10 protein-coding genes are annotated in these 16,717 nt (G+C 66.1%); 1 reads left to right on the plus strand and 9 read right to left on the minus strand.

Translation table 11 applies throughout. The annotated features are described in order from the left end of the window. The first annotated feature begins 57 nt into the window (after nt 1-57). Entirely contained in the window at nt 58-765 is a 708-nt protein-coding gene (locus ACK41V_RS05925) for a BON domain-containing protein (RefSeq protein WP_409779179.1), read from the plus strand. Between the two features lie 52 nt (nt 766-817). Here the strand turns inward: ACK41V_RS05925 and ACK41V_RS05930 are convergent, their stop codons facing one another. The 9 genes from ACK41V_RS05930 to ACK41V_RS05970 form a co-directional block, all read right to left on the minus strand. After that, on the minus strand, nt 818-1,519 hold the full coding sequence (locus ACK41V_RS05930; protein WP_409779182.1) for a Crp/Fnr family transcriptional regulator: 702 nt from the start codon (nt 1,517-1,519) through the stop codon (nt 818-820). 224 nt (nt 1,520-1,743) lie between these two features. Beyond that, nucleotides 1,744-2,418: a Crp/Fnr family transcriptional regulator gene (locus tag ACK41V_RS05935; RefSeq protein WP_409779185.1), complete on the minus strand. Its 675-nt coding sequence runs from the start codon at nt 2,416-2,418 to the stop codon at nt 1,744-1,746. Nucleotides 2,419-2,580: 162 nt separating this feature from the next. Continuing rightward, nucleotides 2,581-11,283, minus strand: a complete 8,703-nt coding sequence (locus ACK41V_RS05940) for a GH36-type glycosyl hydrolase domain-containing protein (protein ID WP_409779338.1) — start codon at nt 11,281-11,283, stop codon at nt 2,581-2,583. Between the two features lie 59 nt (nt 11,284-11,342). After that, nucleotides 11,343-11,585 carry a hypothetical protein gene (locus ACK41V_RS05945; protein ID WP_409779188.1) on the minus strand — a complete coding sequence of 81 codons (243 nt, stop codon included), beginning with the start codon at nt 11,583-11,585 and terminating at the stop codon, nt 11,343-11,345. 160 nt (nt 11,586-11,745) lie between these two features. Then, a complete protein-coding gene (locus tag ACK41V_RS05950) occupies nt 11,746-12,333 on the minus strand; it encodes a methylated-DNA--[protein]-cysteine S-methyltransferase (protein WP_409779191.1) in 588 nt (195 codons plus the stop codon). Nucleotides 12,334-12,425: 92 nt separating this feature from the next. After that, nucleotides 12,426-13,331 (minus strand): SDR family oxidoreductase, encoded by a 906-nt coding sequence (locus ACK41V_RS05955; RefSeq protein ID WP_409779194.1) that lies wholly within the window; start codon nt 13,329-13,331, stop codon nt 12,426-12,428. A gap of 268 nt (nt 13,332-13,599) precedes the next feature. Beyond that, nucleotides 13,600-14,535, minus strand: coding sequence for a glutathione S-transferase family protein (locus tag ACK41V_RS05960; RefSeq protein ID WP_409779197.1), 936 nt, complete (start codon nt 14,533-14,535; stop codon nt 13,600-13,602). Nucleotides 14,536-14,565: 30 nt separating this feature from the next. After that, complete coding sequence (locus ACK41V_RS05965; protein ID WP_409779199.1) at nt 14,566-16,251, minus strand: isovaleryl-CoA dehydrogenase; 1,686 nt, start codon at nt 16,249-16,251, stop codon at nt 14,566-14,568. After that, on the minus strand, nt 16,248-16,715 hold the full coding sequence (locus ACK41V_RS05970; RefSeq protein WP_409779202.1) for a GNAT family N-acetyltransferase: 468 nt from the start codon (nt 16,713-16,715) through the stop codon (nt 16,248-16,250). Before ACK41V_RS05970 ends, ACK41V_RS05965 begins: the two co-directional genes overlap by 4 nt. Nucleotides 16,716-16,717 lie beyond the last annotated feature (2 nt).

Here is a 16,717-nt window from a genome sequence, read left to right on the forward strand (position 1 = left end):
GGTTGCGCACAGACGACGCCTGTGCCATGTGGAACAGTGCAAAGACCGGTCCATTCCATGCCGTTTCCTTTTTTGAGGGCCTGCACGATGACACTCCACCCCCGCTCCCGACACCTTTCGCGGATCCCTTTCAGTGCGATGGCAACGGCTGTTCTCGCTTCGGTGCTGTTGCTGCAAAGCTGTAAACGGGCGGAGATGGGTGCCAGCTGGACACCGGCCAGTGCATCGCCCTCGGCCTATCTGGAAGACAGCGTGCTGACCTCGCGGGTCAAGGCGGCGCTTTTGCTGTCGCCGGTGTCTCACAGCATCAACATCGGTGTGGAGTCGCACCAAGGTGTGGTGCTGCTCAGCGGCATGGTGGCCAACCAGACACAGCTGGATCTGGCCCTATTCGTCGCTCAGAACGTGCCCGGCGTAGACAAAGTGGACAGTTTTCTGTTTTTCGTCAAAACGCCTCCCACCATCGTCAGCCGCACCCACCAACTCAGCGGCACTGGCGCCACCGGCGCTGTCAGCGACACACCCGCCGCCGCGGCGCTGCTGCAGCGCCAACGTGTGGTTGACGGCGCAGCTGCTGCCCCAGCAACCTTGGCAATCACAGGCGGTGGCCGCCGAAGCCTCGGCAGACACAGGCCCTCTGCAAACTGCCGAACGCAGCTCTTCCATTCGCAGGTGGGTGAGACTGAGCTATGGGGTGTTGGGGATCAGCAGCATCCACGACGAACTTCAAATCAAGCCCTAGGAGTGGCGTGGGAAGCTGGCTAGCAGCGGCGCTGCTGCGCTTTCAACGGCTCCGCCAAGGCTCGCAGCAAGCCGCTCAGCTGCGGGCTTTCATCAAGCGGCTGTAGATGGTTTTGTCGGCGACATAACAGCTGCAGGCCTGCGCCTCCAATGCCGCCCGGTCGAGCACCGTCAGTTCGCCGCGGTGGTAGGCAATGAGGCCACTGTCCTGAAAATGGCTGGCCGCTTCCGTCACGCCCACGCGGCGCACGCCCAGCATCAAGGCCATGAACTCTTGGGTGACGTGAAAGCTCTTGGTGCGCGAACGGTCTTCGCTCATCAACAACCAGCGCGCCAGGCGCGGCGCAATGGCGTGGTAGCGCTGGCACGCCGAGGCCAGGGTCTGCTGGTGCAACCGCACCAGCAGGGAGGCTTGCAGCAAGGTCTTCAGCGCAGGCAGGGCATCGCTCTGCGCGCGCAACGCTGCGGCACTGATGCGCCAGCTGGAGCCAGCGCCTTGCACCAGCGCTCGCCAGGGCGTGGCCGCCGTTCCCAGAATCAGTTCGGAACCCAGCATGGACTCGACCCCCAACATGCCCACTTCGAGGGGCGGATGGGTGTCTACATCGACCACCAGCGACAAGAAACCTTCATTGGGGAAGTGCGCGTGCGCCAGTGGCTCACCCCGTGCGCTCAGTTCAGCCGACAGGATCAGCTCAAAGGGCTCGCAGTGATCCAAAAACTGCCTGCGCGCAGCAGGCGGTAACAAATGGATGATTTTGTTTTCAGGACGGGGCATCGGGGCGTTTCACTGGTCGACCAGCACCACTCAAAGAAGCAGTGTCATGGCGACTGCACCGGCGCTGGGGCGGAACAAGTCTGTGCCCAGTGTGGGCATGGCGCTGCACCTTGACTGTCTGCCAGCGCACACAAGCCCAACGGAAGGACTGCAGGCAGCCCATGGCCGCCACCCCACAGCCAACTCGCCTAACTCGCCTAACTCGCCTAACTCGCCTAACTCGACTAACTCGCGGTGCGTTTGGGCAGCAGCCGCTCGTACTCTTTTTTCACGACGTCGTAGCACTCACAGGTGCGCGCTTCCAGCCCGGTCCGGTCTTTCACGTTGATGTGCCCGCGCGCGTAGCTGATGAGCCCTGCTTTTTGCAACTTGAGGGCCGCCTCGGTCACGCCCTCGCGGCGCACGCCCAGCATGTTGGCGATCAGCTCCTGGGTCATCACCAGCTGATTGCTCTGCAGCCTGTCCAGGCTGAGCAGCAGCCAGCGGCACAGTTGCTGGTCCAGAGAATGGTGGCGGTTGCACACAGCGGTCTGCGCCATCTGGGTGATCAGCGCCTGCGTGTAGCGCAGCAACAAATGCACCACAGGCCCCGAGCGCTCAAACTCTGCCTTCATCACATCAGCGCGCATGCGGAACCCCGACCCAGCGCTTTGCACCACCGCCCGGCTGGGGGTAGAGCCTCCGCCCATGAAGATGGAGATGCCCACCAGCCCCTCAAATCCGACCACCGCGATCTCGGCCGAGGCCCCGTCTTCCAGCACATAGAGCAGTGACACGATGGCATCGGTCGGAAAGTACACAAAGGGCATGGCCGCGCCCGACTCGTACAGCACCTGCCCCAGCGGCAGGTCCACCGGCTCCAGCTGAGGCAGCCAGCGCTGGAATTCGGAGTCGGGCAACGCAGCCAGTAGCTGATTCTGCAGAGGGGTGGCGGTCTTTTTGATGGCGGTACCTTGGGTCAGGCGGCGAGCACTCGCTGACAGTGCCGCCGCATTGCGCGTGGCGCCCAGTGTGCCAACGCAACGGCGGGTCGGTCTGTACGGTATCGCACATAACTGCTTTTACCTAACCACCCCTTCCAACACGTTTTCAGCGAGCGGCACTGAAAAATCATCCGTGGGATGCAGCGGGATCACAAAACACGCATTGGTTTTCTCCTCCACCCAGCGCAGCCGCTGCCCCACTGACAGCCATCGGGCGCCGGAGGGTACGGAATCGGGCAGATGGCGGCCGGCCTCCTGTGCGGCGGTCATGCGCACCAGAACGAAGCGCAAAGTGACGCCCGCCCGCAGCAGGCAGATTTCTGCACCCGGCCAATGGGAGGGGAGGCACGGGATAAAAAACAGATCGTGGGCGCTCATTTGCAAGCCCATGATCGACTCCACGGCCGCCCGGTGCAGCCAACCCGCAGCCCCCGTGTACCAGCTCCAGCCACCGCGCCCTACATACGGCGGTTGGCTGTAGATGTCTGCCGCCATCACATAAGGCTCCACCCCATACAAGGGGCCCCACACGGGGTGCCGTGCACGGTGCGCCGGGCTCAGGTACGTGAAGTACCGGTAAGGCACATCACCGGCCCCTTCGCTGTCAGCACCATCAATGTCTCCCATCTCTGGCGATGCCTGCACCGCCAATGCGGCCGCGGCCATCAGTGCCCAGACACCGCCGTGGGCATATTGCCCGCCGTTCTCGCGCACGCCCGGTGGATACGCCTGGATATAGCCCGCACTGGGTTCGGCATGGCGCAAAGGGGGCGCCAGCAACTGGATGAGCCCGGAGTCGTGGTCCACAAGGTGTGCCTCGACCGCAGCCATCGCATGGTGCTGTTGCTCCACACTGGCCGCGCCCGAGAGCACCGACCAGGCCTGGGCGATCAGGTCGATACGGCCCTCATCCCGGGTGTGTGTCCCCAGCGGCGTGCCGTCGTCAAAGTAGGCGCGCTTGAACCAGTCACCATCCCACGCCTGGGTGTCGAGGGCGGCGCGCCAGCCGGTCAACGCCGTGTGCCAGCGCTCCACCCGGGCCAGGTCGCCCCGTTGGCGGGCCAGCGCAATCCAGTCGGTGGCGATGGCGCACAGGAACCACGCCAGCCACACCGACTCGCCGCGTCCGCCATCGCCCACGCGGTTCATGCCGTCGTTCCAGTCGCCGCCGCCCATCAGCGGCAGGCCATGGTCCCCCACGCGCAGGCTGTGGTCAATGGCGCGAGCGGCATGTTCGTACACGCTGGCGGTGGTGGTGCTGGCGTGGGGTGTCTCGTAGATATCTTCTGCGCCCTCTGGAATGGCCGATCCTTCGAGAAAAGGCACCTGCTCGTTCAATAGCGCGCTGTCTGCCGTGCGCTGCAGGTAGTGCGCGCAGGCAAACGGCAGCCACAGCAGGTCGTCTGAAAAATGCGTGCGCACGCCCGCACCGCCCGGGCTGTGCCACCAGTGCTGTACGTCCCCCGCCTCGAACTGGCGCGATGCGCACAGCACGATCTGCGCCCGCAAGGCGCCAGGTTGCGCCCAACTGAGGGCCATGGTGTCCTGCAGTTGATCGCGGTAACCCGTGGCCCCCCCCGCCTGGTAAAAGCCCGCCTTGGCATACAGGCGCGACGCCACGGTCTGGTACAGCAACCAGCGGTTGACCATGGCATCAAACAGCGGATCGGGGGTGACAACATGCGTAGCGCCCAGCAGCGCATTCCAGTGCGCTATCGAGGCCGCTGCGCGCGCGGTCGCCGCCACCGCTAGAGCGCTCCCCACCAGCTTGCGCGCTGCGCTCTCATTGGCTGCGTAGCCCATCAGGTACACATGCTCAAACGACGCACCCGCACGCAGCGTCACCATGCGCGACAAGGCCGCGCACGGGTCCAGCCCAAACCCGCTGCGCTGCCCCATCTGCAGGGGCAGTACCAGGTCACCCCAGGCGTCAAAGAATTCGCGGCGGTCGCAAGTCCAGTCCAGGCTTTCATTGACCCGTTCATCCGCGCCCGGCCCGGCCGATGATTCGCAAAAGAAAGCCGTGCCCCCGCCAAACCCTGCAGCCTCTTCGGTCTGCGTGCACAACAGGCCCTGCAACCTGCCATCAGGCTGCGGCGCAAAACAGGGTGCGGTGGCCAGCGTGGCACGGTCACCGCGTTTTTCGCCCATCATCCACTCCACCATGCCGACCAGACGCAGGTGCGCGCGCCGCCCCCCCAGGTTGCGGGCCTGGACATGCACCTGTTTGACCGCGGTGACCGGATCCACACACCAGCGCACCACCACGTCCAGCGCGCCCCGGCGGTGGCTGATGGTGGTGGTGCCCTGCGCATGCGCCACGTGGTAGATGACATCACCAGCACCCCAGGCCGATGGCGCGAGGCTCCACACCTCGCGCGTGCGGCGGTCCTGCAGCAGCAGCCATTCGGCGGGCGGGTCGGCCACGGGGTCGTTGGACCACGCGGTGAGCTGGTTGAGCCGACTGTTCAGCGCCCAGGTGTTGCCTGCGCCGGTTTCGGACAACTGCGTGCCCAGGTGGGGGTTGGCCAGCACGTTCACCCAGGGCCGGGGCGGGCGCAACCCGGTTCCCACATCAAAGCCGAACGTTGCGGTCACCGGTGCAAAGCTGCCCTCGGGTGCCAGCACACGGGTGCTGCTCTGGTGGGTGGGTACTTCGTCCGTGGCGCCGCCGCGCCAGGCGGTTGCCGTGGATGCGCCTTGCTCCGCGATCCATGCCTTGATCTGGTGCATCAAGGGGTGCCCATCCGCATGGAGCGTGATGCGCGCCAGGCTTGCCAACGTACTCAACTGGTTGACGGACAGCTCGTCCATGCGCAGCACCCGCAAGCTGGTCACCGCGGGCCCCGTGCGGGTCAGCAGATCGGCGTCGTGGTGCTCGCGCAGCAAGGTCAGCTCGCGCTGCAGCGGCATGTGGTACGAGTGCGATTCGCTGCTGAGCACCACCATGTCACACGCCACGCCACCATGGGCCCATTCACGCAGCGCCTGGGCCATGGTGCGCAGCAGGCCCATGCCCTGGGGCGACCCCGCCATGACCAGTACCAGCGGCCGGTCGCCCGAGATGCCCAGCGGCCACAACACGCGCCGGTCGCACACCCGGTGTGGGGCCGCTTGCAGGGCCACCATGCCAACACCCTGCCCCTCCATCTTGGGCAGTGTCAGCACCAGCGCGGTGGTCAGCGCCTGCAATGCGGGCAGATAGTCGCGGTGCGGCCGGTGCGATGCCCACTGAATGCTGGCCAGCGTGGCCGACATGGCCGAAGCCCGTTCGACATAGGTGCGTTGCCGGTATTTGTCGATGATCGCTTCCAGCGTGGCGGGGTCTTGCGAGGCCGCCGTGGCAAACGTCACACAGGCCTGGGCGCCGGGTGCTATGCGCAGCATCACGCCCAGGGCGGCCACCGGGTCCAGCCCGGTGTCCAGGGTGGACGGCACCTCAGGCACCCGGCTGAGCAGGGCCAACGGCTGGGCGGGCGTGTGGTTGCGCCCCAGCCAAAGCTGCCGGTCCGTCTGGCAACGCAGACCCAGCACATGGCCCTCAACGTCGGCCACAAAATGGGCGGCCTGCAGCGTGGTTTCGGTCTGCAGGCGCGGCGTGCGCACAAACCGCAGCGCCTGTTGGGCGGGCAGCCATTCGGCTTTGACAAACAGGTTGGAAAACGCAGGGTGCGCTTCATCGGCGGCATGAGTGGCCAGCGTGACGTCCAGGGCGGAGATCAGCTCCAGCTCGATCACCGCGTCGCCCAGATTGCTCACCACCACCTTGCGCAGCTCGATGTCGTCTTCGGGGCTGACCCACACCGTGGTGTGCGCCTTGAGCCCGGGCCACAGCGCGTCGAAACACACGCGGTCGGTGTGAAAAATGCTGTGGTACACCGCACGCTCGTCGGGCGCCGGGTGGCTGGTGATGGAGGCTGGCACGCTGGAGCCCGACTGCCGCACATACAAAAAACTGCCCTGCGCATCGCGCAGGGCATCGTCGCGCCAGCGGCTGATGCCCGTCTGGTGCCAGCGGCTCCAACCCGCGCCGTTGGCGCGCAGGGTGACGCTGTAGCGCCCGTTGCTGAGCAGGTGCGTGGGCTCCAGCGCCTGGGCGCCGGGCACCACGGGGCGCACGTGGTCGGGCGTCTTTTTCTGGCGCGTGTGCAGCGGCAGGCGTGGCGGCGTGACCAGCAGCGCAGGCAACTCGCGCGGGGCGCGTTCTTGCAGCAACGGCAGCATGGCCTCGATGCGGGCATGCGCCACACCCCAGCGCTGCGCTATTCCGCCCAGCAGCACGTTGGCCAGCGCCACAATGGTCATGCCCTGGTGGTGTGCCATGTAGGTGCTGACCAGCGTGTGTTTTTCGCCATGGGTCTGGCGCTCGGGCGTAAAGTCCAGCGCCTCATAAAAACCATAGCGCCCACGCGCCGACAGCGTGGTCAGCGCGCGAAAGTTGGCGCAGGCCGCGCCCACGTCAACCTGTGTGGCCAACGCAGTGGCATAGGGCGCGATCACCAGCTCGCCCACGGGCGCGCGGCGCAGTGCCAGGCGCGGCACGCCCTGCGGGGCGTACTGGTAGGCCAGCGTGTGATCCCGCCCCGCATAGGCACACTCAGAAATGCCCCAGGGAATGCTGCCGCCCAGCCCCATGTCCAATGCCGTGCGCTGCACAAAGGTTTCGTGCTCGCGCAGGGCGGACCGCCCCGCTTCGCTCAGCGCACTGTGGTGCGGTTCTGCCATCACCAGGGTCGGCATGAGGTACTCGAACATCGAGCCCGACCAGGACCGGAGCACCGCGTGAAAACCATTGGCAAAAAACGGCCTACCCAACGCGGCCCAGTGCCGCATCGGAACATCGCCCTTGGCCATGGCAAACAGGCTGGTGGTGCGCGACTCAGACGCCAGCAGGTCGTAAAACGAGGTGTCGAGCTGTTGGTCCTCCAGCCGGTAACCAATGTGCAGAAGGTGCCGCTTGGGGTGGTACAAAAACCGGAAGTCCGCCTGCCAGGCCAGGGCATCCAACGCCTCTGCCAAGGCCACTAGGCGTTTGCTCGCTGCTTCTGCACCCCCCAGTTGCACTGCCGTTGCGTCCCGGTCGGCCGAATGCAGCGTGGCCAGGTGGTCGGCCAGCAACCACAGCAGTTCGTCGTGTTCTGTCGGATGGGAGTGGACGATGGCCGGATGGCGGGGTACAGCCAGCAGGCGCAGTTCCTCCTGCGCTTGGCTTAGCAAAGTACGGAAGGCTGTCGTACCGGGCAGCGGCTCGCCGGTGGCCAAATCCGTGGCCGAATGTATGCCCAGCAAGCGGCTGAGTGCGACCTGGCGCGCCATGTCCACCCCGACACGCGGCAGCGCACGCAAGCGCGGTTGCAGCCTGGCCAGCGACGCTCGACGGGCCGTGGCACCCGCCTGCGGGTCGAGCGGGTGGAGGGCCAGAACACTGCACGCCTGCGCCACTGCCACCAAATGCGCACAGAGGTTGCCACTGTCCACCGTAGACACATAACGTGGGTGCAGCGGCAGCGCTGTCTCGGTGTCGTACCAGTTCAAAAAATGCCCACGGTGCCGCTCCATGGTGTGCAAGGTGGCCAACGTGGCCTCCAGGCGGTCGAGCAGTTCTTGTGTCCCGATCCAGCCAAACTGCCGCGCGCAGATGGTGCTGAGCAAATACAGTCCGATGTTGGTGGGCGAGGTGCGGCGCGCCAGCATCTCGTAGGGCACGGTTTGCAGGTTGTCGGGTGGCAGGTGGTGGTTTTGCGCGTCCACACTGCGCTCGAACAACCTCCACGTGTCGCGTGCCACACCTTCCAGCAGCAGGCGGTCTTCCGTTGTCAGCGGCTGTGCGCTGGGCACGGGCCGGGCGATGTTCGCGCACCACACCAGCAACGGGGCCAGGGCCCAGAGCACCAACACCGGCAAGGCCGCGGTGAGCAGGCCATCGGAGCCTGCGCCCTGGTTCAGACTCAGGCCCCAAAGCGCCACCGCACAGCCCATGGCAAACACCGGTGCAAACAAATGCCGCCGCAGCGTGGCCAGCAGCCCCGTGCTCAGGGCGTTCTGCGCGGCCTCGGCGGTGGTCCATTCCAGCAGACGTCGGCGACTCACCCGTTGCCGGTGCACGGTGCGCACCACCGCATCGCCCAGCAACCAGGCCTGCTGCGGCAGCAGCGCCAGGTGCCACACACCCGCTGCCAGCGCGCGCAACAGGTCTACCGAGGCCTCGTGCACAAACCGCACACCCACCTGCCCCCAGCGGCTGGGCACCCAGCCTGCCAGCGCCCCCATCAGCGGTGCGGCCGCATAGGCGGCCACCACCACCGCCAAGGTGGTCTTGAGCGGCAGCCCCACGCCCATGAACGACAGCACCGTGAGCAGCAACGACGCGGGCGCCACCAGCGAACGGCGCAGGTTGTCCAGCAGCTTCCAGCGGTGGATCGGGCCAATGCCCCAGCGGTGAGCGTTTCGCAAAAACGGCCACAGCTGCCAGTCCCCCCGCGTCCAGCGGTGCAGGCGGGATGCCGCGGTGTCGCTGTGTTCGGGTTCGGCCTCCACCAGCGTCACGTCGCTCACCACGGCGCAGCGTGCCAGCGCGCCTTCCAGCAGGTCATGGCTGAGTACCTGGCCTTCCGGCAGCCGCCCGCCCAGCACGGCGTGCACGGTGGCCACATGCAGCAGGCCCTTGCCGGTAAAGCTGCCTTCGGCAAAAAAGTCCTGGTAGACGTCGGACGTCATGGCGCTGTAGGGGTCCAGCCCCTGCTGGCCTGCAAACAACCACTGCCACAGCGACGTGGTGGCGTGCACGGGCAACGGCGCCAGCACGCGCGGCTGCAAAATGCCGTATCCCTGCACCACCCGCTGCCCGGAGGCATCCAGCCGGGGCTGGTTCTCGGGGTGTTCGGCCACGCCCACCAGGCTGCGCAGGCGGCCCGGGGGCAACTGGGTGTCGCTGTCCAGTGTGAGCACATACCGGGTGTGCGGCGCCAGCCGCGACAAGCTGCCCAGGTTGGCGAACACATCGGACGCACCCGTTGCCAGCGCGGCCACCAGTTGTTCCAGCTTGCCCCGTTTTCGCTCCCAGCCAATCCACTGCTGCTGGGTGGCGCTGAAAGTGCGCGGGCGGTGCAACAGCACAAAGCGCTGTGGGCTTCCGAACACGGCTGGGTACTGCGCGTTCAAGGCCCGCATCAGGCCCTGCGCATGGGCCAGCAGCGCAGCGTCTTCGGGCAATTCGGCCGTGTGGGCATCGACCCCATCGGTCAGCAACGCAAACTGCGCGTGCGGCTCGGGGTTGGCCAGGTAATGCAGATGCAGGCGGTGCACCAGCCGGGCGATGGCGCCCTGGCTGCTCAGCATGGCGGGGATCACCACCACCGTGCGGGCAGAAGCCGGAATGCCTGCGGGGAGCAAGTAACGCGGCATGTAGGTGGGCTTGACCGACTCGCCAATCAGCCGGTTGACCACAGCCACCACAATTTCAGACAGCGGCAGCACCAGCAAGGCGGCGACCAGAAAAGCGCCAGCCCAATGCAATGCGTCTGCGTAGTGCCAACCGGACGACCCCCACAGTTCGGGTGAGACCATCAAACCCACCAGCAAAACCAGGGTGCCCAGCAACAACGCCCCCAGATACACCGGCACGCGCGACAGCGCGGCGGCTGAGCGCCACAACGCCACCGCATCGGTGGTGTGGCGGCGCGCGCCCAGCACCTGCTCCAGTTGCGCACACCCTGCCCCCTGCAGCCAGTAGCCCGCCAGTGCGGCAGGCCCGGTGGCGCCCGTCATCAGGGCCAGCAGCGCCTTGGCCACGGCGGCCTCGCCACAGCCACTGCGCGCGGACAAGCGTTCTATGCCGTGCAGCGTGGTGTTGCGGGTGGATTCGTCTTCGGCTGCGAACACGGGTGACTGCAGCATCACGCGCAGCACCAGGCTGGTCTGGGCAATGATGTCCGCCCAGTCGGCCGCGCCAATCAACCGCAGTGCGGTCACGGCGTTGCCTATGCTCAGCTGGTCGGCTGCCTGGTCGATTTGTTGACGGGTTTGCAGCGCCACCAGGTCCGGCACCGCCGTGTCCAGCCAGCGCAGCGCAGGAAATACCTCTTGAGCATGCCCCCCCAGCGAACGCCGCCCCGCCAGCGCCTGCGCCAAGTGCACCAGAAAGACGGGGGCCACACCGCGCTGTGCCATGGCCGACCCGGCAGCGTCCAGCGCCTCCATGGTCAGGTCCTTGTAGTGGGTGGCACATTGGCTGGCCAGCTCTTGGGCCGCCTTGTGGCTGGCCAGGCGCTCTGCCAGACGGCGCAGGTTTTCGATCAGCACCGCCCGCAAGGTGGTGGGCAACGCCCACAGCTCCCCCTGCGTCAGTTCGCGCGTGCCTTGGTAAGCATCGAGAAAGTGAACCAGTAGCGACTCGTCAAACGCACTGTCGGTGTGCGCCACAAACGACCAGGCCACGCCGTAGACACGGGGCAGCCCTTCCAGCGGCGCGTGCTGCAACACCGGTAACGAACGGTAATACCGCGGCGGCAACCCGGCGCGGATCTCCTTGAGCTGGCTTTCGATGAGGTGAAAGTTGTCAAACAGCCATTCCGCCGCGGGGCTGACGGCGTGCTCATCGTGCGATGCGTCGAAGATGTAGCGGTACGCCCCCCGCAGCGCGCGGATGTTGCTCTGCAGCCGGGGGTAGAACGTGGTGCGGCCAAAGGGCGCCTTGCCAGCCTCGTGCGATGCCCCCAGGTGGCGGCCATGCTCCTCAAAACGCGCAATACCAAACACTTCTGCCCGCAGCGGGTCCAGCATGCGGTCGATGGCGGGTTCTACCCAGGGCCACTGCGTGCGCAACCCCTGGCGCGCCACGCCTAACCGACCAGCGATACAGCCCCCACCAGCAGCGTGATGCCAAGCGCTGCGGTCACCACATGCGTGGCCACCACCGACTGCAGAAAAGCGGCTCCCGCCAGCACCGAATCCAACGGCCCACGCTGCGCGCCGCAATGGGTCAGGTGGTCACCCAGGGTGGACAGCTCTACGAGGGACATGTCCGCAGGTTGCCCTGCGCAAGAGGTGTCCCACGCAGAGCAGAAAGTGGATGAATGGGACATGAAAACCTCCTTGTACGAATGAACTGCGCGGCTGCGTGGCAGCAACGCTCTGAGGTTCTTGTACAAGGCGCCAACACACTGGGTCTGTGCGCTGCCGAACACATGGGGACACGGGGTATTTGGCCTACACGCGCCGTGCCGTTTCGGGCCTTTGGCCTACCTAAAAAAGCGGCAATGTCCCACCTGGACAAGCGCCTTCGATCTGAAGCAATCGCAGCTTGGTCAGCGCGCCCCCACCGGCCGAGAAGCCACCGGGCTTGTCGCCCGCCGCCAGCACACGATGGCATGGCACCACCGGCGCAAAGGGGTTCAGCCCCAGTGCCTGGCCTACCGCACGCGACAGCCCCTTGCTGCCGATCTGCTCGGCCACCTCGCCATAGGTGCGCGTGCTGCCCGGCGGTATGGCCCGGGCAATGGCATAGACCTGCTGGTGAAACGGTGAGATGCCAGACATGTCGAGTGGCACCTCGCACAGGTCGCGTGGCTGCCCGGTGAGCAGCGCCTGGATGCCTTCGATGGCGCTGCGCACGGCGGGCGGTGACTCTGCAGAACCGGCGCAACACGGAGAAAGGCCGCGCAGCAAACGCGCCTGGGTGGCTTGGGCATCCGCCTCGGGCAACTGCACCGCCACAATGCCGCCCGGCCCCCAGGCGATGCCGCAGGTGCCGATGGCCGTGTCGAAGAGCGCATGGCCATGGCCCCAAGCGCTGCCCGGCACGGGGTGAGCAGATGCGGCAAGAGACACCATTTACTACTCTTTTAATAGCTATCAGCGCTTACTGGATAAGCGCTAGAGGCCATTTTTACTCATATTTTTGCCACACTAACCGATCAACGCCATCAATCCGCCCGCAGCGCGGTGCGCAGCTGCGCACCCAACTCAGGCTTGGCGGCAAACGGGTCGGTGGGGTTGCGCATCAGCATGATGTCTTCCATGCGCGTCTGCACGGAGGCAATGGCCTTGGGGTGGCTGTAGATGTAGAACTGGCCTTGCGCCGCGGCGTCGAACACTTTCTGCGCCACCTCGGCAGCGGTGACCTTGCCACTGCCCACGGCCTTGTCGCTCATGGCCTGGCCGATGAGCTGGCTCTTGGTGGGCTTGTCGGCCGGCAGCTCGCCCGGGCGGTTGCGGTGGCTCTGGCTGATGCCGGTGGGCACAAAGAAGGGGCACAACACGCTGGCGCTGACCTGGTCGGTGACGAGCGCCAAGTCCTGGTACAGCGTCTCCGACAGGCTGACCACTGCGTGCTTGCTCACGTTGTAGATGCCCATGTTGGGCGCCGCCAGCAGGCCCGCCATGCTGGCGGTGTTGACGATGTGGCCGCGCCAGGCCGGGTCTTTTTTGGCGGCAGCCAGCATCATGGGGGTGAACAGGCGCACGCCGTGCACCACGCCCATGACGTTCACGCCCAGCACCCATTCCCAGTCTTTCACCGAGCTTTCCCACACCAGCCCGCCCGCGCCCACGCCTGCGTTGTTGAATACAAGGTGCGGCGCGCCAAAACGCTGCTCCACGTCCGCGGCCAGCTGCTCCATCTGGGCGGCGTTCGATACATCGACCTTGCGGGCCAGCACCTGGGCACCGGCGGCTTGCATCTCGGCCGTGGCGGCGTCCAGCGCGTCTTGCTGCACGTCCACCAGCACGAGGTTCATGCCCAGGCGAGCACCAATGCGCGCGCATTCAAGGCCAAAGCCCGAACCTGCGCCGGTGAGTACGGCGGTTTTGCCAGAAAAGTTGTCGATCATGTTGTTGTCTCCTTGAATTGAACGGTGGTTGTGTTGATCAGGGTCCAGGTCGGTACGGTGCATCTACGCCCATTCGCCTTGAGCCTGCCTGTCCTGAGCTTGTCGAAGGGTCGAAGCGCTTTCTGCGCGATGCGCGCCCTGGCTTCGACAGGCTCAGCCCGAACGGGTGGGGTGGGATGGCGAAACGTATGGGCAGAGGGCCTTTGGTGCGGCGTCCGTGGCGCATGTCGCGCAAGCGGTGCGCGGGGCGACGCAGCGGCAGTGCCACTCAGGACGACGCAGCCCTCAACACGTACCCAATGCGTGGGAAATGCACGTGAACTGTTCCGGCGCGCGGGTCGGTGCGTCGCACCGTGTAGCGGGTGCGGGTGGCGGCAATCAGCTCGCCTTCGGTGGGCTCGGTGCCAAAAGTCTCCGCGGCAATCGTGACCTGGGTGCCCAGTGCAATGCCATGTTCGTCCTGGAACACATCGTCCATCAGGGGCAATGGGTCGAGGCCCGCCGCGACGGTGATCGCGTCTTGGGCGGTGAACTTCTCCGTGCGGCCGTGGCCCAGGGCGGCCATGCGGTCCATCCATTCAAGCACTGCCGGGGTGGCCGCAAAAATGTCGGCCATCACCGGCACACACTGGCGGGTGAACCACAGCGGGTGGTAGGCCGCAAAGTCGGCCAGGCAGGGCTCGGCGCCAAACAAAAAGTCGTGTTCTTCCACCATGTGCGCAATGCGTCGCAGGTACGAGCGGTAGGCAGCAGTGGCGTCGGCCGGGCGCAGGCGCTGCATGCCAGCGCTCATCTCGCGGCGGTCCTCGCCAAAGGCCTCCGCGGCCTGGGGCGGCAAATTGGCAAACATCACGGCCGCGCCACGGGGCTGCAGGTTGTAGGCCATGGCGGCCCAGAACAACGTGGTGTCGGCCCACTGCGCAAACACGCGGGCCACACCCTTCAAGTGCGGCGGGTACAGCACGGGTTCGGGCTGCTCGTGCTCGAGCACATCGCAGATCAAGGCCGAGTCGCAATAGATGTCGGCACCGATCTGCAGAAACGGGGTCTTGCGGTAGCCGCCCGTCAGCGCCAGCACATCGGGCTTGGGCATGATGCTGGGGATGACCACAGACTTCCAGGCCAGTTGCTTGGAGCCCAGCACCAGGCGGATTTTTTCGGAAAACGGCGACGAGGGGTAGTGGTGCAGGATGAGGTGGGACATGGGGTTCTCCGCAAAAATTTGTAGGGCGAATCAGGCCGGAAGCGCGCGGGCCAGGATGGCGTCAAGGTTCACACCAGCACCCAGCGTGCCAAAGCTGTAGCCCCAGTCGCCGGAGAGGCGCGAATCACAAAAGGCGCGGAACACGGCACCGGGCGCGCTGCGCAGCAGCAGTGCGGCCTGCACGGCCAGGGCCACGTCCTGCGCCAGGCGGCGGGCCTCGGCCTCGGTGGTCATGGCGTCCACGCGCAAAGGCAATGCGCCCGCCAGGCGGTCCAGCGCCGGGTGGGCACCGCGTGCGGGGGCCAGTTCGGCGGCCAGGGCGGCGGCGGTGTCGGCGCGGCGCACAGCGCGCATCAAATCCAGCGCCATGATGTTGCCCGCGCCCTCCCAGATGGAGTTGAGGGGCATTTCGCGATAGATGCGGGCCATCACGCCTTCGCCGCCCTCTTCCACATAGCCGTTACCGCCCAGGCACTCCATGGCCTCTTGGGCAAACACGCTGCCGCGCTTGCACACCCAGAACTTGGCCACGGGCGTGAGCAGGCGGGCCATCAGCGCCTCGTGTTCGCTTTTGTCTTTATGGTCAAAAGCACTTGCAAGCCTTATGGATAAAGCGGTAGCCGCTTCACTTTCGAGAGCAAGGTCGGCCAGCACGTTGCGCATCAGCGGCTGGTCGATCAGTTTTTTGCCAAAGGCCGACCGCTGGCGGGTGTGGTGCAGCGCAATGCTGAGCGCCTGGCGCATGAGGCCGCTGGTGCCCAGCGCGCAATCGAGCCGCGTCATGGTGCCCATCTCCAGGATCTGCGCCACGCCACGGCCCTCCTCGCCCACGCGCCAGGCCATGGCGTCGATGAACTCGACCTCGGAGCTGGCGTTGGCATGATTGCCCAGCTTGTCCTTGAGGCGCTGGATGCGGATGTTGTTGACCGCCCCCTCCCCGCCGTCCGGCAGCACACGCGGCAGGAAGAAGCAGGTGAGGCCGCCCGGCGCCTGAGCCAGGATCAGGAACGCGTCGCACATGGGCGCCGAGAAGAACCATTTGTGGCCGGTCAGCCGATAGCGCGCACCCCAGGCATCCTCGCCATCGGCCACCGCCTGCGTGGTGTTGGCGCGCACGTCCGATCCGCCCTGCTTCTCGGTCATTCCCATGCCCATGGTGAGCGCGGATTTTTGCGAGAACAGGGCCAGGCGCGGGTCGTACTGCGTGCTGGCCAGTCCGGCGCTCCAGTCGGCCCATACCGCCGCGTTGCCGCGCAGTGCGGGCGTGACCGCGTAGCTCATCGACACGGGGCACAGCACCGACGGCTCGGCCTCGGTGAACAGCATGAAGCCTGCGGCACGCTCAATGTGGGCGTGGGCGGTGTCTTTGCGCGACCAGGGCGTGGCGTGTAATCCGTGGCGCAGCGCAGCGCCGATGAGCGCGTGATAGCTGGGGTGGAACTCCACCACATCGGTGCGGTGGCCAAAACGGTCGTGCGTGCGCAGTTGCGGCGGGTGCGTGTTGGCCAGGCGCGCGTGGGCCAGCATTTCCGCCGATCCCATCTCTGCGCCCAGCGCCGTGAGGTCGGCCAGCGGCAGGCTGGGGGCATGCAGACGCAGCGCGTCTTGCAGGGGCTGGTTCGTGGTGAAAAGGTTCACATCCGCCCAAGGCGTGCTCTGGTTGAACACGTCGTGGGTGCGTGCAGGGCTGGCGGTGGGTACGGTTGCAGTGGTCATGGGGGGCTCCACAACATTTCGATATGGGGAATATCGTCTTCGAGGTACTCGTCCGATACGGCCACAAAACCCAGGCTGCCGTAAAAGCCCTGCAGGTGCGCCTGCGCGCTGATGCGGATGCCCTGGCCGGGAAACGCCTGCTGACAGCGGGCGATGCCCTCCTGCATCAACACCCGGCCAGTGCCGTTGCCACGCGCCTCCTTCGACGTCACAACGCGACCAATGGAGGGCTCGGGGAAGTTCACGCCCGGGTCCACCACGCGCAGGCACGCTTGTGCGACACCCGCCTCGTCGTAGCCCAGCAGGTGGTGCGATTGTTTGTCGGCCCCATCCGGGTCTTGGTACGGGCCCTGCTCCAGGATGAAGACCTTGCAGCGCAGCGCCAGCGCGTCGTGCAGCGCGTTCACCCCCAGGTCGTCGAACCGGGCCCAGGTCCAGCGCAGCGTGGGTGGCAAGGTACGCATGC

This window comes from Acidovorax sp. (genome assembly GCF_046291265.1).
In the GTDB taxonomy this organism is placed as follows: Bacteria; Pseudomonadota; Gammaproteobacteria; order Burkholderiales; family Burkholderiaceae_C; genus Acidovorax.

Coding starts and splice junctions, on each gene's coding strand:
- ACK41V_RS05925 (WP_409779179.1), top strand. CDS start 58: ATGCCGTTTCCTTTTTTGAGGGCCTGCACGATGACACTCCACCCCCGC.
- ACK41V_RS05930 (WP_409779182.1), bottom strand. CDS start 1,519: ATGCCCCGTCCTGAAAACAAAATCATCCATTTGTTACCGCCTGCTGCG.
- ACK41V_RS05940 (WP_409779338.1), bottom strand. CDS start 11,283: ATGCTGGACCCGCTGCGGGCAGAAGTGTTTGGTATTGCGCGTTTTGAG.
- ACK41V_RS05945 (WP_409779188.1), bottom strand. CDS start 11,585: ATGTCCCATTCATCCACTTTCTGCTCTGCGTGGGACACCTCTTGCGCA.
- ACK41V_RS05950 (WP_409779191.1), bottom strand. CDS start 12,333: ATGGTGTCTCTTGCCGCATCTGCTCACCCCGTGCCGGGCAGCGCTTGG.
- ACK41V_RS05955 (WP_409779194.1), bottom strand. CDS start 13,331: ATGATCGACAACTTTTCTGGCAAAACCGCCGTACTCACCGGCGCAGGT.
- ACK41V_RS05960 (WP_409779197.1), bottom strand. CDS start 14,535: ATGTCCCACCTCATCCTGCACCACTACCCCTCGTCGCCGTTTTCCGAA.
- ACK41V_RS05965 (WP_409779199.1), bottom strand. CDS start 16,251: ATGACCACTGCAACCGTACCCACCGCCAGCCCTGCACGCACCCACGAC.
- ACK41V_RS05970 (WP_409779202.1), bottom strand. CDS start 16,715: ATGCGTACCTTGCCACCCACGCTGCGCTGGACCTGGGCCCGGTTCGAC.